The organism is Nocardioides candidus (genome assembly GCF_041321175.1).
In the GTDB taxonomy this organism is placed as follows: domain Bacteria; phylum Actinomycetota; class Actinomycetes; order Propionibacteriales; family Nocardioidaceae; genus Nocardioides.
In genome coordinates, this window is sequence record NZ_JBGGWC010000001.1 from 771,661 (window position 1) to 791,070 (window position 19,410).

A 19,410-nucleotide genomic window follows, 5' to 3' on the forward strand; every position below is an offset into this window, starting at 1 on the left:
CCGTGCACCGGCGTGGCGCGTGCCACAGAGCGGCCCCGGGGCGTAATGGGCTTCGCCGATCAGGGAGAATGGCCCGGTGACTCCCGCTCCGACCCCCGGCTCCGCCGCGCAGCAGATCGGGTCGGCGACCGGGTCCGAGGCGCTCTTCGAGCGGGCTCGCGCGGTCACGCCGGGCGGGGTGAACTCCCCGGTCCGGGCCTTCAACGCGGTCGGCGGCACGCCGCGCTTCATCCGGTCGGCGCAGGGTGCCTGGCTGACCGACGTCGACGGCAACGAGTACGTCGACCTGATCTGCTCCTGGGGCCCGATGCTGCTGGGGCACGCCCACCCGGACGTCGTGGCCGCCGTGCAGTCGGCGGTGGCCCGCGGGACGTCGTACGGCACACCCACCGAGGGCGAGGTGGCGCTGGTCGAGGAGATCATCGCCCGGACGCCGGTGGACAAGGTGCGGCTGGTCTCCTCCGGCACCGAGGCGACGATGTCCGCCATCCGGCTCGCCCGCGGTTTCACCGGCCGCGACGTGGTCGTGAAGTTCGCCGGTTGCTACCACGGTCACCTCGACGCGCTGCTGGCCTCGGCCGGCTCGGGCCTGACCACCTTCTCGATCCCCGGGACCCCGGGCGTGCCGGAGTCGTCCACCGCGCTCACCCTGGTGCTGCCCTACAACGACCGCGCGGCGGTCGAGGCCGTCTTCGCCGAGCACGGCGACCGGATCGCGTGCCTGATCACCGAGGCGGCGCCCGGCAACATGGGCGTCGTACCTCCCGAGCCCGGCTTCAACGCCTTCCTCGCCGAGACCTGCCGCGCCCACGGCGCGCTGTTCATCAGCGACGAGGTGATGACCGGGTTCAGGGTCTCGCGCAGCGGTCAGTGGGGCACCGACGGCGCCGTCGAGGGCTGGCGGCCCGACCTGGTCACCTTCGGCAAGGTCATGGGTGGCGGCCTGCCCGCCGCCGCGTTCGGCGGTCGCGCCGACGTGATGGCCGCCCTCGCCCCCGACGGGCCGGTCTACCAGGCCGGCACCCTGTCCGGTAACCCGATCGCCACGGCAGCCGGCCTCACCACACTGCGGCTCGCGACCCCCGAGGTCTACGCCCACCTCGACGCGGTCGCCGACACCCTCCGCGCCGCCGTCGCCGAGACGTTCACGGCGGCAGGTCTCCCGCACGTGATCCAGTCGACCGGCTCGATGTTCTCGGTCTTCCTCACCGACGAGCCGGCGCGCGACTTCGCGGGGGCGTCGCGCACCGACGTGGCGGCGTACGCCGCGTTCTTCCACGCGATGCTCGACCAGGGCGTGCACCTGCCCCCGTCGGCCTACGAGGCCTGGTTCGTCTCGGCCGCCCACGACGAGCGCGCCGTCCAGGCCGTGCTCGACGCCCTCCCGACCGCCGCCCAGGCAGCAGCCGCTGCCGCGACCTCCGGAGACAACTGAGATGGCCACCCCCGACACGATCGTCCACCTCGTCCGCCACGGGGAGGTGCACAACCCCGAGGGCGTGCTCTACGGGCGCCGTGACGGCTTTCACCTCTCCGACCTCGGGCGGGCGATGGCCGCGCGCACGGCAGAGACCCTGGCCGAGCGCGACGTCACCGTCCTCCGGTCCTCCCCGCTCGAGCGCGCCCAGGAGACCGCCGCGCCGCTCGCCGAGAAGCTCGGCCTCGAGGTCGGGCTCGACGAGCGGGTGATCGAGTCCACCAACCGCTTCGAGGGCCACACCTTCGGGCGCGGCAACAACGCCTTGCGCAACCCGCTGCTGTGGCGCTACCTCTACAACCCGTTCCGGCCGTCGTGGGGCGAGCCCTACAAGCAGATCGTCACCCGGATGATGGCCGCCATCCACGACGTACGACGGGACGCGGCCGGGCACGAGGGCGTCCTCGTCTCCCACCAGCTGCCCATCTGGACGACCCGGCTGCACGCCGAGGGCCGCTCGTTCCTCCACGACCCGCGGAAGCGCAAGTGCACGCTCTGCTCGGTGACCTCCTTCCACTTCGTGGACGACCGGATCGCGCAGGTCAGCTACTCCGAGCCCGCGATCGAGCTGATCCCGAAGGGCGACCGCAGCGCTCCGTTCTCCGCGGGCGACGCCCCGGTCGAGGAACGGCCCGAGGGGGATCCGTCCTGACCGCGACGTCCCGCGCTGCCCGCCTCCTCGCTCCGCTGGCGCTCGGAGCCCTGCTCACCGGCTGCACCGACGTGCTCGGCACCGGGGACAAGGACTACGTGCCCGGCACCGGCAACGTCACCGAGGTGCAGGCGCAGGACCGCGGGGACGCGGTCGACGCCAGAGGGGTGACCGTCGACGGCGGCAAGCTCGACCTCACCGACCTGCAGGGCAAGGTCGTCGTGGTCAACGTCTGGTGGTCGGGCTGCGGTCCGTGCCGCGCGGAGATGCCGATGCTGGTCGACGCGCAGGACCAGCTCCCGGCCAAGGACGTCGCGTTCGTGGGCATCAACATCCGCGACAACTCCCCCGAGACGGCCGCTGCCTACGAGCGCGAGCTCGGGGTCGACTACCCCTCGCTCTACGACCCCGGCAGCGAGACCCTTGACGAGTTCGGCCGCTACCGGCCGGCGTCCACGCCGTCGACCGCGATCCTCGACGACCAGGGGCGGGTCGCGGTCCTCATCAGCGGCGACATCCCCTCGGAGACCACGCTGCTCACGCTGGTGAAGGGCCTCATCGCCGAGGGCACCGATGGGTGAGTGGTTCCAGACCCAGGCGGCTGCGGGCTCGCTCGCGCTGGCCGTGCCGGTGGCGATGGTGGCCGGCCTCGTGTCGTTCTTCTCGCCGTGCGTGATCCCGCTGCTGCCGGGCTACCTGTCCTACGCGACCGGTCTCTCCGGCGCCGACCTCGCCGCCGGTGAGGCCTCGCGTCACCGGGGCCGGATGCTGCTCGGCTCCACGCTCTTCGTGCTGGGCTTCGCCGTCGTCTTCGTGCTCGTGGGGGCCGCGTTCGGGAGCGTCGGCGCCTCCCTGCGCAGCTGGCAGGACGAGATCACGATCGTCCTCGGCGTGCTGCTCGTCGTCCTCGGCCTGGTCTTCTCGGGTCTGCTCCCGTGGCTGCAGCGCGACTGGCGGATCCACAAGATCCCGTCCGTCGGCCTCGGCGCGGCGCCGGTGATCGGCGCGCTCTTCGCCATCGGGTGGACGCCGTGCATCGGGCCGACGTACGGCGTGATCGTCAACCTCACCTACACCGACGCCACCGTGGCCCGCGGCGCCGTGCTCTCGCTCTGCTACGCCCTCGGTCTCGGCATCCCGTTCATCGTCGCCGGGCTCGCCTACCGCCGCACCCTCGGCGCGCTCGCCTGGGTGCGCCGCCACCAGGTGTGGGTGATGCGGATCGGCGGCGGCTTCCTCGTCGCGCTCGGGCTGGCGATGATCTTCGGCTGGTGGGACCACCTGGTCCAGTGGGTGCAGCTGCAGCTGGTGGACTATGGGGAGACGCCTGTATGAGCGAGCCCGAGCAGCGCCCCGTCAGCCGGGGCGAGCTGACCGCGCGCGAGCTGGTGCGCTGGACCTGGCGCCAGGTGACGTCGATGCGCACGGCGCTCGTCCTGCTCCTGCTCCTCGCCCTGGCGGCCATCCCGGGGTCGGTCATCCCGCAGTCCGGTGTCGACGCCCTCGCGGTGACGCGCTGGAAGCAGGAGCACACCCAGCTCGCGCCGATCTACGAGAAGCTCGACCTCTTCTCGGTCTACGACTCGATCTGGTTCTCGGCGATCTACCTCCTGCTGGTGCTGTCGCTGGTCGGCTGCATCGTGCCGCGCCTCGTGGTCTACGGGAAGGCACTGCGCGCGCAGCCGCCCGCCGCACCGAAGAACCTGTCGCGGCTGCCCGACCACCGGTCCTACGAGACCGACGCCTCGCCCGAGGAGGTCCTGGCCCGGGCGCGCGAGGTGCTCGGCAAGCGCTACCGGCTGCGCAAGGAGGCCGAGCCCGACGCGGTCAGCGGCGAGCGTGGCCGCCTGCGCGAGGCCGGCAACCTGCTCTTCCACCTCTCGGTGCTGGTGGTGCTCGCGGGCTTCGCGGTCGGTGGGCTGTTCGGCTACCAGGGCGGCGTGATCCTGGTGAAGGACTCGACCTTCAGCAACAGCCTCACGCAGTACGACGACTTCGATCCGGGCGGTCTCTTCACCCCCGAGCAGCTCAACGACTTCGACTTCACCGTCGACGACTTCAAGGTGGACTGGCTCAAGAGGGGGGCCGGCGCCGGCACGGCGCGCGGGTTCCAGGCCGCGCTGAGCTACCACGACGGTGACAGCGCCGAGAAGAGCTACGACCTCAAGGTCAACCACCCGCTCTCGATCGGCAAGACCGACGTCTTCCTGATCGGCCATGGCTACGCGCCGGTCGTCACGATCCGCGACGGCCAGGGCAACATCGCCTACACCGGGCCGACCGTCTTCCTCCCCCAGGACGAGAGCTTCGTGTCCTACGGCGTCATCAAGGCGCCGAGCGCCGAGCCCGGGCAGATCGGGCTCGAGGGGTTGCTCTACCCGACGTTCCGGCTCTACAAGGGCGACCCGGTGTCGGTCTTCCCCGAGGACATCGACCCCCTCGTGTCCCTGCTCGTCTACACCGGCGACCTCGGCCTCGACTCGGGCACGCCGCAGTCGGTCTACGTCCTCGACAAGGACCACACGAAGCAGGTGCTGAAGAAGGACGGCAAGCCGTTCCGCCTCGACCTGCGCGTCGGCGACAAGGTGAAGCTGCCCGACGGCCTCGGCACGGTGACCTTCGACGGCGTCGAGCCCTGGATCCGGGTGCAGATCAGCCAGACGCCGGGCAAGAGGATCGCTCTTCTCGGCGTGGTCCTCGCGCTCATCGGCCTGTGCTGCTCGCTCTACGTGCGGCCCCGGCGGGTCTGGGTGCGCGCCCGCAGGGTGACCGCGACTGGGACCGACGCGGACCCCGGGGACACAATGGCAAGGACGGTCGTCGAGGTCGCCGGTCTCGACCGGTCCGGCAACGGTGACCTCGACCCCGTGCTGACCGGCATCGTCGCAGCACTACGCAACGAGAAGGAGCCCCCCACGTGACCGACGGTGCATGGGAGACCTTGAGCAACCAGGCGATCGCAGCGGCCGGGCTCGCCTACTTCGTCGCGCTGCTCGTCCACCTGGCCGAGTGGGCCGCGCTGCGTCAGGTGGCGCCGCGCGAGGCCGCGCTGGTCGGCGCCGGCGACGCCGCCGGGGCCGACCCCGAGGCCGCTCCGGCGCCCGCGCCGGACCAGCCGGGCCGTCGTACGACGGCGGAGCGGGTCGCCTTCCTGGGCCGGCTCGGCTTCCTCGTCACCTGCATCGCGGCCGCCGCGCACCTCGTCGCGCTCGTCGGCCGCGGCATGGCCGCGGACCCCAACCGGGTGCCGTGGGGCAACATGTACGAGTTCACGACGACCGGCACGTTCATCGTCGCCGCGATGTACCTCGGCCTCTACCGCCGCTTCAAGCTCAACTGGATGGCCCCGCTCGTCGTCGGCTTCGTGCTGACGATCCTGATGGTCGCCGTGATCTGGCTCCACGAGCCGGTGCAGCCGTTGCGCGAGGCCCTCAACTCCTACTGGCTGGTGATCCACGTGGTCGCCGCCGCGATCGCCACCGGCGCGTTCACGGTCGGCGGCATCACCTCGATCGTCTATCTCGTCAAGTCGCGCGCCGGCGACAGCGAGAAGGCCACGCGCGGCTGGCTCGGGCGGGTGCCCGACCTCGTCACCCTCGACAAGATCGCCTACCGCGTGCATGCCTTCGCCTTCCCGGTCTGGACGTTCGCCGTGCTGATCACCGGCCCGATCTGGGCGCACGAGGCGTGGTCGCGCTACTGGAACTGGGACCCGAAGGAGGTCTGGGCGTTCATCACCTGGGTGGTCTACGCCGGTTACCTCCACGCGCGGGCGACCGCCGGGTGGAAGGGCCGCAACGCCGCGATCCTGGCCCTGGTCGGGCTCGGCACGCTGTGGTTCAACTTCATCGGCATCAACTACTTCTCGACCACGAGCCAGCACTCGTACGCGCTCGAGCAGGTGCCGGCGAGGCACGAGGTCGTCGCGCGGACATCCGTCTCCCCAGGGATGTAGCCGGACGCCCGGTTCCCAGGTCGAATCCGCACGGGGAAGCAGTCTTCGGCTGCATCCCTCGGGAAACGATCGGGCGGCCGACCAGCCCGACGCTCAGCCGTCCTCGGGCGGGTTGAGCCGCTTCCGGTCGAGGTCGCGGAGGAACTCCTCGTCGTCGTCCGGTGCCACGGGCCGCGCCGGCGGGCTCGGGCGCTTGGGGACGTGCGGCCGGGGGATGCTCGGGCGTGCGCCCACGCCGCGCTCCTGCAGAGCCCGGGTGACGAAGTACGTCACGGCCGCGAAGACCACGACGACCACCAAGAGCTTCAGCACCCCTCCAGCGTAGATCGTCGGTGGTGGGGTGGGGTCACGGATTGAGAACAGTCCGCACGGTCCACCTACCCTGGAGGGGTGAAGGAGTTCTGGGTCTACACCCTGATGCGGATCGGTCTGTTCGCCGGTTCGTTCGCGATCGTGCTGGGCATCTGGCTGCTGGCGATCAGTGGTGGTGACGTCTCCACGCTGGTCAGCGGCGACGTCGACAAGGCCATCTTCTGGTCGGTCATCATCGCCTTCGTGCTGAGCGGCATCGCGTCGTACTTCCTGCTGGGCCGCCAGCGCGAGCGCTTCGCCGCCAAGGTCGAGACGCGCGCGGCCAAGGTCACCCAGAAGATGGAGGCCCAGCGCACCCGCGAGGACGTGGACTGACCGCTCTCACCCGAGCGCAGCAGGCACGTCCGTCTGGCCGGACTGGTTGCGTCCCCAGCACACGACGACGCCGTCGGTCCGCAGGGCGCACGTGTGGTCGTTGCCGGCGCTGACCGACAGGTAGGTCCCGGTCGGAGCGGTCGTCCTGCCGAACGTCGAGTCGCCCCAGCAGGCGATCGTGCCGTTGATCCTGATCCCGCAGGTGTGGTCGTCGCCGGCACTGATGTCGGTGAAGACGCCCGCCGGCGCGTCGGTCTGGCCCAGGGCGTCGGTGCCCCAGCAGTCGACGGTGCCCGTGAGCAGGAGACCGCAGGTGTGCTGGTCCCCGGCCGACACCTGCGCGAACGTGCCCACCGGCGGCGTGGCCTGGCCGCTCGTGTCCGACCCCCAGCACTCGGCGGTGCCGTTCAGGCGCAGCCCGCAGGTGTGCGAGGTGCCGGCGGAGACCTGGGCGAGCACGCCCGTGGGGGGCGTTGCCTGACCGTCGGCATCGCGGCCCCAGCAGACCGGGGCGCCGGTCGTCTTCAGCGCGCAGGTGTGGTCGCCGCCCGCAGACACCTGCGTGGCGTTGAGCACGGGAGCCGTGCTCTCGCCGTACGTGTTGCTGCCCCAGCAGCGCACCCGGCCGTCGTCGCGCACCGCGCACGCGTGACCGCCGCCGTCGGAGAGCGACGAGAAGGCGCCGGTCGGCTCCTCGGTGACCACCGGATCGGTCCCCGCGCCCCAGCACTCGAGGGTGCCGTCGACGTCGATGCCGCACGAGCTGTCCTGGCCCGCGCTCACCGCGGCGGTGGTGTAGGTGCCCGCCGGGGGGAAGGTCACGTCGCTCTGGTCGGTGCCCCAGCACGCGAGACCGCCGTCCACCCGGACCGCGCAGGTGTGCTGACCGCCGGCGACGATCGTCTCGAACTTCCCTCCCGGAGCCCGGTGCACCTGCCCGAGCTGGTCGCTGCCCCAGCACTTGAGGGTGCGGTCGATCCGGATGGCGCACGTGTGCTGGGCACCGCTGGCGATGGCGGCGTAGGTCCCGGCGGGCACGGTCGCCTGTCCGCTGAAGTTGCTGCCCCAGCACACGCCGGCGCCGTTCGGGCGGAGCCCGCAGATGGTGGCAAAGTTGGACGTCAGGCCGGTGAAGGCCCCCGACGGCTCGTTGGTCTGGCCCTGGTTGTTGTCGCCCCAGCACACCGCGACGCCGCTCGGCCGCAGACCGCAGGTGTCGAGGGCGCTGGCGCTGAGCGTGGTGAAACGACCGGACGGCGGCGTGGACTGGCCGTACTCGTTGTCACCCCAGCACACCGCCTTGCCGGACACGCGCAGGCCGCAGGTCTGGCGGAAGCCGGCCGTGAGCTGGGTGAAGACGCCCGCCGGCGGGCTGGACTGTCCGTACAGGTTGTCGCCCCAGCAGGCCGCGGTGTGGTTCGGTCGCAGGCCGCAGACGTGCTGGAAGCCGCCGACGATCGAGATGAAGATGCCGCTGGGCGGGCTGATCGTGACCTGGTCGGTCCAGCACCTCGCGGTGCCGTCCGCGCGGAGGGCGCAGGCGCCGTTGCCGGTGAGGGCCAGGCGGGGGAGCGGGCTGTCCGCGGGGTCGCCCACGGTGGCCGTGCCCGGCGAGCCGCCGACGACGGCGGCCCCCGCCGGCGGGCTCGCTGCAGGTGCGGCGCCGAGCAGCAGCACGGCCAGGGCGAGGGAGGACAGGACGGCGAGGACGCGTGACGGCATGGGGGGAGGACCTCTGGGAGCGCGGGGTCGGACCCTGGGCACGCTAGGCGAGGAGCGCAGGCCGGGGGCCGGAACAGTAAAAGATGCTCGATTCAGGCCACGGCCAGGCCGACGGCGCAGCCCAGCGCCCACACCAGCTCGGCCAGACCGGTCTGCTGGAGCACCGGGATCAGGCCGGGGCCGAGCGCCCCACCGAGGACCGCGCGGGTCGCCGGCAGCGCGAGGGCGAGGAACACCAGCCCGAGGAGCGCCCACGGCGTGGTGAGGACCGCGACGCCCACGAGGGCGGCGAGGGCGAGGGCGACGAGGACGGCGTAGAAGGCGCGCGTACGACGGTCGCCGAGCCGGACGGCGAGGGTGATCTTGCCCGAGACGGTGTCGGTCGGGATGTCGCGCAGGTTGTTGGCGACGAGGATCGCGCAGGCCAGGGCGCCCACGCCGGCGCCTGCCACGAGGGCCGGCCAGCCGCTGTCTCCCCACTCCTTCGTCTGCACGAAGGTGGTGCCCACGACCGCGACGAGCCCGAAGAAGACGAAGACCATGACCTCGCCGAGGCCGAGGTAGCCGTAGGGCTTGGAGCCGCCGGTGTAGTACCAGGCGGCCAGCACGCACAGGGCCCCGACCGCGACCAGCCACCAGGCGCTGGTGGCCGCGAGCACCAGGCCCGCAGCGCCCGCCACCCCGAACGCGAGGAACGCGGCCCGCTTCACCGCGGACGGCGTCGCGAGGCCGGACCCCACGAGCCGGAGCGGGCCGACCCGCTGGTCGTCCGTGCCGCGGATGCCGTCGGAGTAGTCGTTGGCGTAGTTGACGCCCACCTGCAGCGCGAGGCTCACCACGAGGGCGAGCAGCGCCTTCCACGCGACCAGCTGGTCGTCGTACGCCGCGACGCCGGTGCCGGCGAGGACCGGCGCTACCGCCGCGGGGAGCGTGCGCGGACGGGCTCCGGCGAGCCAATGAGCGGGGGTGGCCACCTCAGGATCTAAGCAGGCTGGGCGATGCCCTGTGACGCCAGGTGGCGCTCGGCAGCACGCGCCGCCGGATGGATGAGCACGGCGGCCACCAGGACGATCGCCGCGATCACGATCCAGCCCGGGGTGCCCCACGACATCGCGAGGAACGTGTAGAGGGCCGGCGCCCACACCGAGCCCAGGGTGTAGCCGAGCTGGGAGACGCCTTGGTACTCGCCGCGCCGCTCGGGGTCGGACAGCTCGGCCTGCAGACCCCACTCCCCGGCGGAGTTGAAGAGCTCCGCACCGGTGACCGTGACGTGGCCGAGCCAGACCAGCGCGATGGTGATCCAGCCGACCGTGTCGTGGGTGACGAGGACGATGCCGCACGACAGCACGAAGAAGAACGCGCCCCGGCGCTGGGCGCGCAGCGAGTCGTCGACGGTCGTGATGCCGCGCGCGGCGGCGACCTGGAGCAGTACCGCCATGACCGTGTTGGTGCCGAACAGCCAGGCGAGGAGCACCCGCGGGGCGTCGGTCTCCTCGACCAGCCACAGCGGGATGACGACGTTGAGCAGCACCTGGTGGGTGGCGAGCACACCGCCGAAGATCGACATCGCGACGTAGCCGCGGTTGCGCAGGGCGCTGCGGCGGTCGGGCCCGTCGGTCACTCCGTCGATGACCGCGTCGAGAGCGGTCTCGAGCACCGGCTCGACCTCGACGTGGTGGGTCGCGCGCGGCAGGCGCGCGACCAGGACGGAGTTGAGCAGCAGCAGGACCGCGGTGACGACGGGGACCATCCGCACCACGTCGTCGTTGTTGGTGGCCAGCGCGATGCCCGCGAGCAGCGCGCCCAGGGTGTAGCCGACGTTGCGCGCGGCCCGGAAGTAGGCGTTGGAGCTGACCCGCTCCTCGCGCGGGAACACGTCGAACCGGTAGGCGTTGCGGGCCGCGCGGCTCGCGGTCGAGATCAGCTCGAGCCCGATCGTCATCAGGACGAAGCTGGCCATCCCGCCGATCTCGAGCCAGACGAGGTAGAGCAGCGCCTCGACCAGGGAGCTGATCGCCCAGACGCGCTTGGCGCCGTAGCGGTCGCTCAGCTTGCCCAGTGGCACCGCAAGGACGAAGGTCGCGACACCCGCGATCGTCAGGCCCAGGCCGACCTGGGCGGCCGACAGGCCGACGATCTGGGTGAAGAAGACCGCGCTGCCGGTGAGGAAGACCCCGTCGCCGAAGGCCGAGAGCACCGACTGCGACGACAGTCTCCGGACGAGCGGGTTGGGCCCGGCGAGTCGGACGAGGCGTTCCGGAAGATATCTTGACATCAAGAGAAGCCTACGCGCGTCCGGGCCTCACGTCGACATCTCCCGGCCCGGTCTCGGCGACCAGGTCTACCCCTTCCTCGATCGCGTCGGCGACGGCGCCGTCGACAGCCTCGGGCGGGAAGTGGGTGTCGCGGAAGCGCTCGGCCATCCGCACCGACGGCCCGAGGCCGACGGTGGCCACGACGATGATGCCCGCGATCACCAGCCAGCCCTCGCCGCCGCCGATCCACGACATCGCGAGGCCGGTGTAGAGCCACGGCGCCCACTGACCGCCGAGGGCGCGGGCGACCTCGCCGACGCCGGAGTACTCGCCACGCCGCAGCGGGTCCATCAGCTCGGCCTCGAAGGCCCAGCCAGCACCCGAGATCGCGAGCTCGGCACCCGTCACGGTCACGTGGCCGAGCCAGACGAGGAAGATCGTGATCAGGCCGACGGTCGAGTGCGTGACCATCGTGATCATGCAGGAGACCACGAAGAAGCCCGTCGACCACCAGACGTAGCGCCGGGCGTCGTCGAGGTTGCGCACCCCCTTCGCCGTGTAGGCCGGCAGGAAGATGCACAGCACGGTGTTGGTGCCGAACAGCCAGGCGAGCAGCACGTGCGGGGCGTCGGTCGCCTCGACCAGCCACAGCGGGATCACCACGTTGAGCAGCACCTGGTTGGTCCAGAGCGTGCCGGTGAAGAAGCTGGTCAGCAGCCAGCCGACGTTGCGCATCGGTCCGGGGCCCGTGGGCTTGACGCGACGCTCGCCGCTGGCGACCCGGAGGTCGTGGGGCGCGGCCGGCAGCCGGCTCACCCAGAACGCGTTGGCCATCATGAGCGCCGCGGCGAAGAACGGCGTGTAGCGCACGACGGTGAGGCTGCCCGTCGCCAGCGCGACGCCGCCGATCGCTGCGCCGAGGGTGAAGCCGACGTTGAGCGAAGAGTACATGTAGGCGCGGGTCTCGACCCGCTCGTCGGGCGGGAGCACGTCGAGCACGTAGGAGTTGTGGCTCGAGCCGCCCACCGAACCGAAGGCGGCGAAGAAGATGCCGACCAGGAGGTATTCCTGGAAGCCGTCGACGAACGGCAGCGCGACGAAGCAGGCCGCGCGACCGACCGTGCTGCTGGCCCACATCCGCTTGGGCCCGAGCCGGTCGACGATGCGGCCCGCGGGGTAGGCGAAGAGGAACTCGGCGACGCCGACGAGCGTCAGCGCGAGACCGACCTGCGCGGCCGTCATGCCGACGACCTGGGTGAGGAAGACCGCGCTCCCGGTGTTGAACGCGCCCTCGCCGGTCGAGAACAGCATCGACTGCGTCGCGAGCCTGCGCGACAGCGGAGTCGGTGGGATCAGCCTTCGGAAGAAACCACGCTGGTCGCCCGGGAGAGTGGTCGTCACTCCACGCATTCCACCGCACCGCACCGACATCGGGCCACCCAATAACCTCGTGGACATGTCCGACCTGACGCCCTCCGGACCGCCCGCCGAGGTGGTCGCGCAGTTGGCCGGGTGGTTGGAGGGTCCCGACGACGTGCGGCTGGTCGTCGCGACCTCCGGATCGACGGGCGCACCCAAGCGCGTCGCGCTCGCGAAGCGGGCCCTGCTGACCTCGGTCGAGGCGTCCGCGCGGCGGCTCGGCGCGAGCGGCCCGTGGGTCCTCGCACTGCCCGCGACCTACGTCGCCGGGGTGCAGGTCGTGCTGCGCTCGCTCGTCGCCGGCCACCCGCCGGTGCTGCTCGAGGAGCAGGGCTGGCCCGAGGGGCATGGCTGGTTCGTCTCGCTGGTGCCCACCCAGCTCGGCCGGCTGCTCGACGACGCGGAGGCCGTCGCTGCTCTCAGGCGGGCGCACACCGTGCTCCTGGGAGGCGGCCCGATCGACGCGGCCCTGCGCGCCCGGGCGGGTGCGGCCGGCGTACACGTGGTGGGGACGTACGGCGCCGCCGAGACCGCCGGGGGATGCGTCTACGACGGCCTCCCGCTCGACGGGGTGGCGGTGGCGATCGGCGAGGGTGGACGGATCCGCATCGGGGGCCCCACCCTCTTCGAGGAGTACGTCGGCGACCCCGATCGCACACGGGAGGCGCTCGTCGACGGGTGGTACCTCACCTCCGACGCCGGGCGTCTCGACGAGGACGGCCGCCTCGCGGTCCTCGGCCGCGTCGACGACGTCGTCGTGAGCGGCGGGTTGAACGTGCCCGCCGTCGCCGTCGCCGCCCGTCTGCGCGAGCACCCCGCGGTCGCCGCCGCCGAGGTCGTCGGCGTGCCGGACGAGGAGTGGGGCAACCGGGTGGTGGCGGTGGTGGTGGGAGAGGTGGCCCTCCCCGAGCTCCGCGACTGGGTCGCCGCGGCGCACCCCCGGTCCTGGGCCCCGCGCGCGGTCGTCGTGGTCGACGAGATCCCGATGCTGCCCAACGGCAAGCCCGACCGGCGGGCGCTCCTCGGCATCGCGGAGGAGCGGTCGTGAGGGTCGTCTCGATCCCGATGCGCACCCGCTTCCGCGGGGTGACCGTCCGCGAGGCGGTGCTGGTGGAGGGGCCGGCGGGGCGGGGGGAGTGGAGCCCGTTCCTCGAGTACGACCCTGCCGTCGCCGAGCCGTGGCTGAGGTGCGCCGACGAGGCGGCCGCCGGCGACTGGCCGGAGCCGGTGCGCCACGTCGTGCCGGTCAACGTGACCGTGCCCGCGGTCGGTCCCGAGCAGGCGCACGCGATCGTGCTGCGCGGCGGCTGCCGCACGGCGAAGGTGAAGGTCGCCGAGCCGGGGCAGTCGCTGGCCGACGACGAGGCGCGGCTCGAGGCGGTCCGCGACGCGCTCGGGCCCGACGGACGGATCCGCGTCGACGCCAACGGCGCCTGGTCCGTCGACGACGCGGTCGCCGCGATCGTGGCGCTGGACCGGGCCGCCGGCGGCCTGGAGTACGCCGAGCAGCCGACGGCCTCCGTCGAGGACCTCGCCGCGGTGCGCCGCCGGGTGCAGGTCCCCATCGCGGCCGACGAGTCCATCCGCCGGGCCGAGGACCCCTACCGGGTCCGCGACCTCGCCGCGGCGGACATCGCCGTGCTGAAGGTGCAACCGCTCGGGGGCGTGCGCGCCTGCCTGCGGATCGCAGAGGAGATCGGGCTGCCGGTCGTCGTCTCCTCGGCGCTGGAGACCTCCGTCGGGATCGCCGCGGGCGTGGCGCTCGCCGCCGCCCTGCCGGAGCTGCCCTACGCGTGCGGCCTCGCGACAGTGCAGCTGCTGACCGACGACGTCGGCACGTCACTGCTGCCCGTCGACGGCGTGCTCCCCGTCGGCACGCCCGCGGTGGACGAGGCGGCGCTCGACCGGCTCGCGGCCGCGCCCGAGCGGGTCGCGTGGTGGGAGGCCCGGCTGGCCGCCTGCCGCGCCCTGCAGCAGGATGGTCGCCCGTGAGCGGGATCGGCGGTGTGGAGCTGGGCGAGGACGTCGTCCGCCGGCTCGTCGACGCCGGCATCGGCGAGGTCGTGGTGTCGCCCGGCTCGCGCAACGCCCCGCTCTCGATGGCCGCGTGGGCGGCCGCGCAGGCCGGCGCGGTGCGCCTGCACACGCGCATCGACGAGCGCTCCGCCGGCTTCCTCGCGCTCGGCCTGACCAAGGTCCACGCGCGGGCCGCCGTGGTCTGCACCTCCGGCACCGCCGTGGCCAACCTGCACCCAGCGGTGCTCGAGGCGGCGCACAGCGGCGTGCCGGTCGTGGTCGTGACCGCCGACCGGCCCGCCCGGATGCGCGCCACCGGCGCCAACCAGACGACCGACCAGGTGGGGATCTTCGGGCCGCTCGTGCCGACGTACGACGTCACCGACGTCGTCGACCTCGAGGCCGTCCCCTGGGGAGACTCCGGCCCGCTGCACCTCAACATCCGCCTCGACGAGCCGCTCGTGGCCGTTGCTCCCACGTCCTCGAGCCTTCGGGCCCACGACGGCGCACGTCGGGAGCGGAAGCTCAGGGACGACGGGGCGGCGGTGCCCCTCGTGCCCGGCCCGAGGTCCGTGGTCGTGGCCGGGGACGACGCGGGCCCACCGTCGCGGGTGCTCGCCGAGCGCGCCGGCTGGCCGCTGCTCGCCGAGCCGTCGGCCGGGGCGCGCACGGGGACCCATGCGCTGCGGACCTACCGCCTGCTGCTCGGCACCGAGCTCGGTCGCGAGATCGAGCGGGTCGTCGTCTTCGGGCGGCCCACCCTCTCGCGCCCGGTGACCCGACTGCTGGCCCGCGACGACGTGGAGGTCCTGGTCGTGCCGGGCCCCGGCGTCTGGCCGGTCCGCCCTCCGGGCGCGCGCGTCCTCGACGGGGTGCCGACGGCGGAGCCCGACACCAGCGACTGGCTGACGCGCTGGCAGGCGGCCGACCTCGTGCTCGGCCGCCGGATCGACCAGCTGCTCGCGGGCGAACCGGCGATGACGCCGTACGACGTCGCGGGGGCGGTCTTCCGTGCCCTCCCCGCGCAGGGACTCCTGGTGGTGGGGGCATCGAGCCCGGTCCGTGACCTCGACCTCATGGCGTCGCCCGCGACCGTTGGCGAACGCCGCAAGGTCATCGCCAACCGTGGGCTGGCCGGCATCGACGGCACCATCAGCACGGCGATCGGGGCCGCCCTCGGGCGGCCCGGCAGCACCCGGGCGCTCGCCCTGATGGGTGACGTGACGTTCCTGCACGACCAGTCGTCGCTGGTGCTCGGGCCCGAGGAGGAGCGCCCCGACCTGACGATCGTGGTGGTCAACGACGACGGCGGTTCGATCTTCTCGATGCTGGAGCAGGGCGCGCCCGAGCACGCCGGACCGTTCGAGCGGGTCTTCGGGACCCCGCACGGCGTCGACCTCGCGAGCCTCTGCGCGGCCACCCGGACACCGCACCTCAGGGTGACCGCGCGCCCCGAGCTCGAGCAGGCACTGGCCACCCCCAACGGCGGGATCGAGGTGGTCGAGGCGGTCGTCGACCGCGCCGGCCGGCGCGACCTGGACGCGCGGATCCGCGCCCTGGCGGTCGAGGTCTAGATCCGACCGAGGACCTGCTGCGACTCGATGAGCCCGGTGTCGTCGGGCTCCTCCTTGCGGCCGAAGACCTTCTCGTGCTGCTTGGCGCGCCACTCCAGGTGTGCCTCGGCCGGCTTGTCGTAGCCGTAGCGCTCCCGCGCCTGGGCCGGCGTCACGACCTCCGGGATGGTGGGCTCGACGCCGAGCAGCACGGGCGCGACAACGGGCGCCGTGCCGGGCGAGATCAGGCCGACGGCGAAGAGCTTGCCGCGCTTGCTGAGGTTGAGGGCGAAGAAGGTCGTCCTGAGGACGGGTGTGACGAGCGCGTCGACGACCCGGGACTGGCGGATGCCGCTCATCTCCCGCATCCACCGCGGCAGCGTGGCCACGACGCCGGCGCGCAGCACGAGGTTGAAGCCCCACGTCACCGGCGCCATCCACCGCGGCAGCGGCGAGACGAGGGAGCCGCCGTCGAGCAGGTGGTCCATCGCCTGGCGGGCGATCGGGCTCCCGGACAGCTGCGGCCGCATCTGGTCGAAGTAGGCCTGGACGCCCTCGCGGGTGCGGGGGACGTCGGCGGGGTCGCACGTCTGCAGCTCGGCGGCGACGGCGCACTCCTCCCAGTACTGCGCCTCCTCCGCCGCACCGAGCTTGCCGGGGCCGAACCTCTCGTAGGAGTAGAGGATCGAGTGCCACGCCGTGAGGTGGATCCACAGCTGCGAGTGGGGGGCGTTGGCGTCGTAGGCCTTGCCACCGTAGGGCTCGGTGCCGATCGCCTTGGAGTGGATCTTGACCAGGACGTCGGCCGCCTTGGAGGTCTCGCGCGAGCCGCCGAACGCCACCATCGCGAAGTAGCGAAGAGTGCGGTCGTAGCGGGTGCGCGGGCGCTTGTAGATGTCGTGGGTCTTGTCGACCGCCGCGACGAGGTCGGGGTCGAGCTCCTCGACGACGACCGCTCGGATGAAGCCGACCGTCAACGAGGTCGGGTAGGACCACACCTTCCACGTCACGGAGTCGGGGCCGAAGAAGCCGTAGTCCTCGTGGGGCTGCACGTCTGCGCGTTTCATGGGGCAATTACTACATACGTGTAGTAAATAGGGAAGAGATGAACGCCACTAGAGTGCGCGATGTGCCCGCCCCCCAGCGCCAGCGACGGCCCTACGCTGCGCGCGTCCCGATGGAGGTGCGCCGGGAGCAGCTGATGGACGCCGCGCTCGCCGTGATCGTCCGGGACGGGTACGGCGGCGTGTCGGTCGACTCCATCGCGAGGGAGGCGGGAGTGACCCGGCCCGTGGTCTACGGCGCGTTCGAACGGCTCGGTGACCTGCTCACCGCGCTCCTCGACCGTCAGCAGGTGCGGGCCTTCGGGCGGCTGCTCGCCGCGCTCCCGGACGATCCCGGCGAGAAGGACTCGGTCGCCCTGGTCGAGCTCGCGATCGAGCGGCTCGTGACCATGCTGCGCGACGACCCGGACACCTGGCGCCCGATCCTGCAGCTGCCCGACGGCCTGCCCGCGGAGGTCACCGAGCGCATCGAGGCCGACCGCGAGCGGGTGCGGGTCATCTTCGCCGGGCTCATCTCCCAGGTGAGCGAGCAGCAGGAGGGGCCGGCCTTCGACGCCGACCTCTACGCCCACGCGATGCTCGCTGTCGTGGAGCACTTCGGCCGGCTGCTGCTCGACGACCCCGACCGGTTCACCACCGACCGGATGGTCGAGGGAGCCACGCGGCTGCTCCGGCTGCTCCCGCGCTGACCCCGCAGCCGACCCCGACCACCGCAGACCAGGGAGAATGGCCCCGTGGAGATCGCGTTCCTGCTCGTCGCCATCGCCGTCACGGTGCTCACGGTCACCGCGATCGCGGGACGAGGTGGGTTCGCCGCGCCGATCCCGCTGATCCTCGTGGGCCTGGCGGCGTCGTACGTGCCCGGCGTGCCGACGGTCCACCTCGAGCCCGAGGTGGTGCTCCTCGGCCTGCTGCCGCCGCTGCTCTACGCCGCGGCGATCAGCACCTCGCTCGTCGACTTCAACGCCAACCGCCGCCCGATCCTGCTGCTCTCCGTCGGCCTCGTGGCCTTCACCACGGTCGGGACCGCCGTCGTCGTGCACGCGATCATCCCGGAGGTCGGCTGGCCGGCCGCCTTCGCGATCGGTGCGGTCGTCGCACCTCCCGACGCCGTCGCGGCCACGGCGATCGGCCGCCGGATCGGGCTGCCACGGCGCGTCGTCACGATCCTCGAGGGCGAGTCGCTGCTCAACGACGCGACAGCCCTGGTCGCGCTGCGCACCGCGATCGCGGCCATCGGCAGCGCCGGCGCGATGTCCCCGGCCTGGGAGATCGGGCTCGACTTCCTGGTCGCGGCCGGCGGCGGTGTCCTCGTCGGGATCGCGGCGTTCGTGCTGGTGGGCAAGATCCGCAAGCACGTGACCGACCCGCTGCTCGATACGGGCATCTCCCTCGTCGTGCCCTATGCGACCTACATCGCGGCCGAGGAGATCCACGCCTCCGGCGTGGTCGCCGTCGTCGTCGCCGGCCTCTTCCTCGGCCACAAGGCGCCGGTCCTGCAGACCGCGCAGTCGCGCATCGCCGAGCGGATGAACTGGCGCACCTTGGCCTTCATGCTCGAGAACACCGTCTTCCTGCTCATCGGGCTGCAGGCCCGGTGGCTCGTCGACGAGGTGCGCGACAGCGCGCTGCCCGGCGGCACGATCGTGGCCGCCTGCCTCGCGACGTTCGCGACGGTGGTCGTGCTGCGCTTCCTGTGGGTGTTCCCCGCGCGTTACCTGCTGATCCGGCCCGGGCCCGACCCGCTCACCGGGAGCAGGCCGCCGGCGTCGTACACGTTCCTCATCGGGTGGGCCGGCATGCGCGGGGTCGTCACCCTCGCGGCGGCCTTCGTGATCCCCGAGGACGACGTGCCGCACCGCGAGGTGCTGCTCATGATCGCGTTCACGGTGGTGGCCGGCACCCTCCTGTTGCAGGGGCTGTCGCTCGGCTGGCTCGCACGCCGCCTCCGGGTGCCCTCGCCCGACCCCATGGACGACGCGCTGGCGCGGGCGACCCTGCTGCAGCAGGCGTCCAAAGCGGGCTTCAAGCGGCTCGCCGAGCTCGACGAGGACGACCCGTACGGCGTCGCCGACCTGATCCGCCAGCGGATCGAGCAGCGCAACTTCGCAGCCTGGGAGCGGCTGGGCACGACGGCGGGGGAGGAGAGCCCGGCTGCCCTCTACTCCCGGGTGCGCCAGGAGATGATCGATGCCGAGCGCGGCCGCGTGCTCGAGATCAGGTCGACGGGTGCGGTGCCCTCGGAGGTCGTGAGCGACGTGCTCGCGATGCTCGACATCGAGGAGTCGATGCTGGACGCGGCCGACGAGGAACGAGCCGATGTGGAGGCGGTGCGAGTGACACGACCTGCTGGCATGGAGTGCGACCACCTGAGGTCCTCGCCGTTGCAGGACCCCGAGGGTGAGCTGGTCTGCGCCGCGTGCGTCGCGATCGGCAGCCGCTGGGTAGCCCTGCGGATGTGCCTCACCTGCGGCAACATCGGGTGCTGCGACTCCTCACCGAACCGCCACGCCACGGCGCACTTCCACGAGACCGCGCACCCCGTCATGCGGTCGGTGGAGCCGGGCGAGGACTGGCGGTGGTGCTTCGTGCACCACCTCACCGCCTGAC

At 72.4% G+C, this 19,410-nt stretch carries 18 protein-coding genes; 12 read left to right on the forward strand and 6 right to left on the reverse strand.

The window, feature by feature from the left end; translation table 11 throughout:
• Positions 1-76 precede the first annotated feature (76 nt).
• The 6 genes from hemL (at position 77) to ccsB (ending at position 6,084) form a co-directional block, all read left to right on the forward strand.
• Entirely contained in the window at positions 77-1,435 is a 1,359-nt protein-coding gene (gene hemL, locus ACAX67_RS03780) for a glutamate-1-semialdehyde 2,1-aminomutase (RefSeq protein ID WP_370702475.1), read from the forward strand.
• A gap of 1 nt (position 1,436) precedes the next feature.
• A complete protein-coding gene (locus ACAX67_RS03785) occupies positions 1,437-2,129 on the forward strand; it encodes a histidine phosphatase family protein (RefSeq protein WP_370702476.1) in 693 nt (230 codons plus the stop codon).
• Between the two features lie 71 nt (positions 2,130-2,200).
• A complete protein-coding gene (locus tag ACAX67_RS03790; protein ID WP_370702477.1) occupies positions 2,201-2,710 on the forward strand; it encodes a TlpA disulfide reductase family protein in 510 nt (169 codons plus the stop codon).
• Entirely contained in the window at positions 2,703-3,464 is a 762-nt protein-coding gene (locus ACAX67_RS03795) for a cytochrome c biogenesis CcdA family protein (RefSeq protein ID WP_370702478.1), read from the forward strand. The genes ACAX67_RS03790 and ACAX67_RS03795 overlap by 8 nt, the downstream gene beginning before the upstream one ends.
• Positions 3,461-5,050 (forward strand): cytochrome c biogenesis protein ResB, encoded by a 1,590-nt coding sequence (resB, locus tag ACAX67_RS03800; protein ID WP_370702479.1) that lies wholly within the window; start codon positions 3,461-3,463, stop codon positions 5,048-5,050. The genes ACAX67_RS03795 and resB overlap by 4 nt, the downstream gene beginning before the upstream one ends.
• Entirely contained in the window at positions 5,047-6,084 is a 1,038-nt protein-coding gene (ccsB, locus tag ACAX67_RS03805; protein ID WP_370702480.1) for a c-type cytochrome biogenesis protein CcsB, read from the forward strand. Before resB ends, ccsB begins: the two co-directional genes overlap by 4 nt.
• Positions 6,085-6,177: 93 nt before the next feature.
• On the opposite strand, the gene ACAX67_RS03810 is transcribed toward ccsB, so the two are convergent.
• The gene (locus tag ACAX67_RS03810) at positions 6,178-6,396 is read right to left on the reverse strand and encodes a hypothetical protein (protein WP_370702481.1); all 219 of its coding nucleotides are present in this window, start codon (positions 6,394-6,396) and stop codon (positions 6,178-6,180) included.
• A 78-nt stretch (positions 6,397-6,474) separates the two neighbouring features.
• Between ACAX67_RS03810 and ACAX67_RS03815 the strand changes: the two genes are divergently transcribed.
• Positions 6,475-6,771, forward strand: coding sequence for a DUF4229 domain-containing protein (locus tag ACAX67_RS03815; protein ID WP_370702482.1), 297 nt, complete (start codon positions 6,475-6,477; stop codon positions 6,769-6,771).
• A gap of 6 nt (positions 6,772-6,777) precedes the next feature.
• On the opposite strand, the gene ACAX67_RS03820 is transcribed toward ACAX67_RS03815, so the two are convergent.
• The 4 genes from ACAX67_RS03820 to ACAX67_RS03835 form a co-directional block, all read right to left on the reverse strand.
• Positions 6,778-8,493: an RCC1 domain-containing protein gene (locus tag ACAX67_RS03820; RefSeq protein ID WP_370702483.1), complete on the reverse strand. Its 1,716-nt coding sequence runs from the start codon at positions 8,491-8,493 to the stop codon at positions 6,778-6,780.
• 92 nt (positions 8,494-8,585) lie between these two features.
• Positions 8,586-9,467, reverse strand: coding sequence for a 1,4-dihydroxy-2-naphthoate polyprenyltransferase (locus tag ACAX67_RS03825; protein ID WP_370702484.1), 882 nt, complete (start codon positions 9,465-9,467; stop codon positions 8,586-8,588).
• A gap of 8 nt (positions 9,468-9,475) precedes the next feature.
• Positions 9,476-10,768: an MFS transporter gene (locus tag ACAX67_RS03830; protein ID WP_370702485.1), complete on the reverse strand. Its 1,293-nt coding sequence runs from the start codon at positions 10,766-10,768 to the stop codon at positions 9,476-9,478.
• Positions 10,769-10,778: 10 nt separating this feature from the next.
• Complete coding sequence (locus ACAX67_RS03835; protein WP_370702486.1) at positions 10,779-12,059, reverse strand: MFS transporter; 1,281 nt, start codon at positions 12,057-12,059, stop codon at positions 10,779-10,781.
• Positions 12,060-12,204: 145 nt separating this feature from the next.
• Between ACAX67_RS03835 and ACAX67_RS03840 the strand changes: the two genes are divergently transcribed.
• From ACAX67_RS03840 to menD, 3 genes are read left to right on the forward strand one after another with little or no spacing between them, the layout of a single operon-like run.
• The gene (locus ACAX67_RS03840; protein WP_370702487.1) at positions 12,205-13,215 is read left to right on the forward strand and encodes an AMP-binding protein; all 1,011 of its coding nucleotides are present in this window, start codon (positions 12,205-12,207) and stop codon (positions 13,213-13,215) included.
• Entirely contained in the window at positions 13,212-14,159 is a 948-nt protein-coding gene (locus tag ACAX67_RS03845) for an o-succinylbenzoate synthase (protein ID WP_370702488.1), read from the forward strand. The genes ACAX67_RS03840 and ACAX67_RS03845 overlap by 4 nt, the downstream gene beginning before the upstream one ends.
• The gene (gene menD, locus ACAX67_RS03850; protein WP_370702489.1) at positions 14,156-15,757 is read left to right on the forward strand and encodes a 2-succinyl-5-enolpyruvyl-6-hydroxy-3-cyclohexene-1-carboxylic-acid synthase; all 1,602 of its coding nucleotides are present in this window, start codon (positions 14,156-14,158) and stop codon (positions 15,755-15,757) included. Before ACAX67_RS03845 ends, menD begins: the two co-directional genes overlap by 4 nt.
• On the opposite strand, the gene ACAX67_RS03855 is transcribed toward menD, so the two are convergent.
• Positions 15,754-16,803 (reverse strand): oxygenase MpaB family protein, encoded by a 1,050-nt coding sequence (locus tag ACAX67_RS03855; RefSeq protein ID WP_370702490.1) that lies wholly within the window; start codon positions 16,801-16,803, stop codon positions 15,754-15,756. The genes menD and ACAX67_RS03855 overlap by 4 nt on opposite strands.
• Positions 16,804-16,865: 62 nt before the next feature.
• Here ACAX67_RS03855 and ACAX67_RS03860 point away from each other — a divergent pair, with 62 nt between their 5' ends.
• Both ACAX67_RS03860 and ACAX67_RS03865 read left to right on the forward strand, forming a co-directional pair.
• Positions 16,866-17,489 carry a TetR/AcrR family transcriptional regulator gene (locus tag ACAX67_RS03860; RefSeq protein ID WP_370702491.1) on the forward strand — a complete coding sequence of 208 codons (624 nt, stop codon included), beginning with the start codon at positions 16,866-16,868 and terminating at the stop codon, positions 17,487-17,489.
• A 45-nt stretch (positions 17,490-17,534) separates the two neighbouring features.
• Positions 17,535-19,409 carry a cation:proton antiporter domain-containing protein gene (locus tag ACAX67_RS03865; RefSeq protein ID WP_370702492.1) on the forward strand — a complete coding sequence of 625 codons (1,875 nt, stop codon included), beginning with the start codon at positions 17,535-17,537 and terminating at the stop codon, positions 19,407-19,409.
• The last annotated feature ends 1 nt before the right edge of the window (position 19,410 follow it).

Coding starts and splice junctions, on each gene's coding strand:
- ACAX67_RS03785 (WP_370702476.1), top strand. CDS start 1,437: ATGGCCACCCCCGACACGATCGTCCACCTCGTCCGCCACGGGGAGGTG.
- ACAX67_RS03795 (WP_370702478.1), top strand. CDS start 2,703: ATGGGTGAGTGGTTCCAGACCCAGGCGGCTGCGGGCTCGCTCGCGCTG.
- resB (WP_370702479.1), top strand. CDS start 3,461: ATGAGCGAGCCCGAGCAGCGCCCCGTCAGCCGGGGCGAGCTGACCGCG.
- ACAX67_RS03820 (WP_370702483.1), bottom strand. CDS start 8,493: ATGCCGTCACGCGTCCTCGCCGTCCTGTCCTCCCTCGCCCTGGCCGTG.
- ACAX67_RS03830 (WP_370702485.1), bottom strand. CDS start 10,768: ATGTCAAGATATCTTCCGGAACGCCTCGTCCGACTCGCCGGGCCCAAC.
- ACAX67_RS03835 (WP_370702486.1), bottom strand. CDS start 12,059: ATGCTGTTCTCGACCGGCGAGGGCGCGTTCAACACCGGGAGCGCGGTC.
- ACAX67_RS03840 (WP_370702487.1), top strand. CDS start 12,205: ATGTCCGACCTGACGCCCTCCGGACCGCCCGCCGAGGTGGTCGCGCAG.
- ACAX67_RS03855 (WP_370702490.1), bottom strand. CDS start 16,803: ATGAAACGCGCAGACGTGCAGCCCCACGAGGACTACGGCTTCTTCGGC.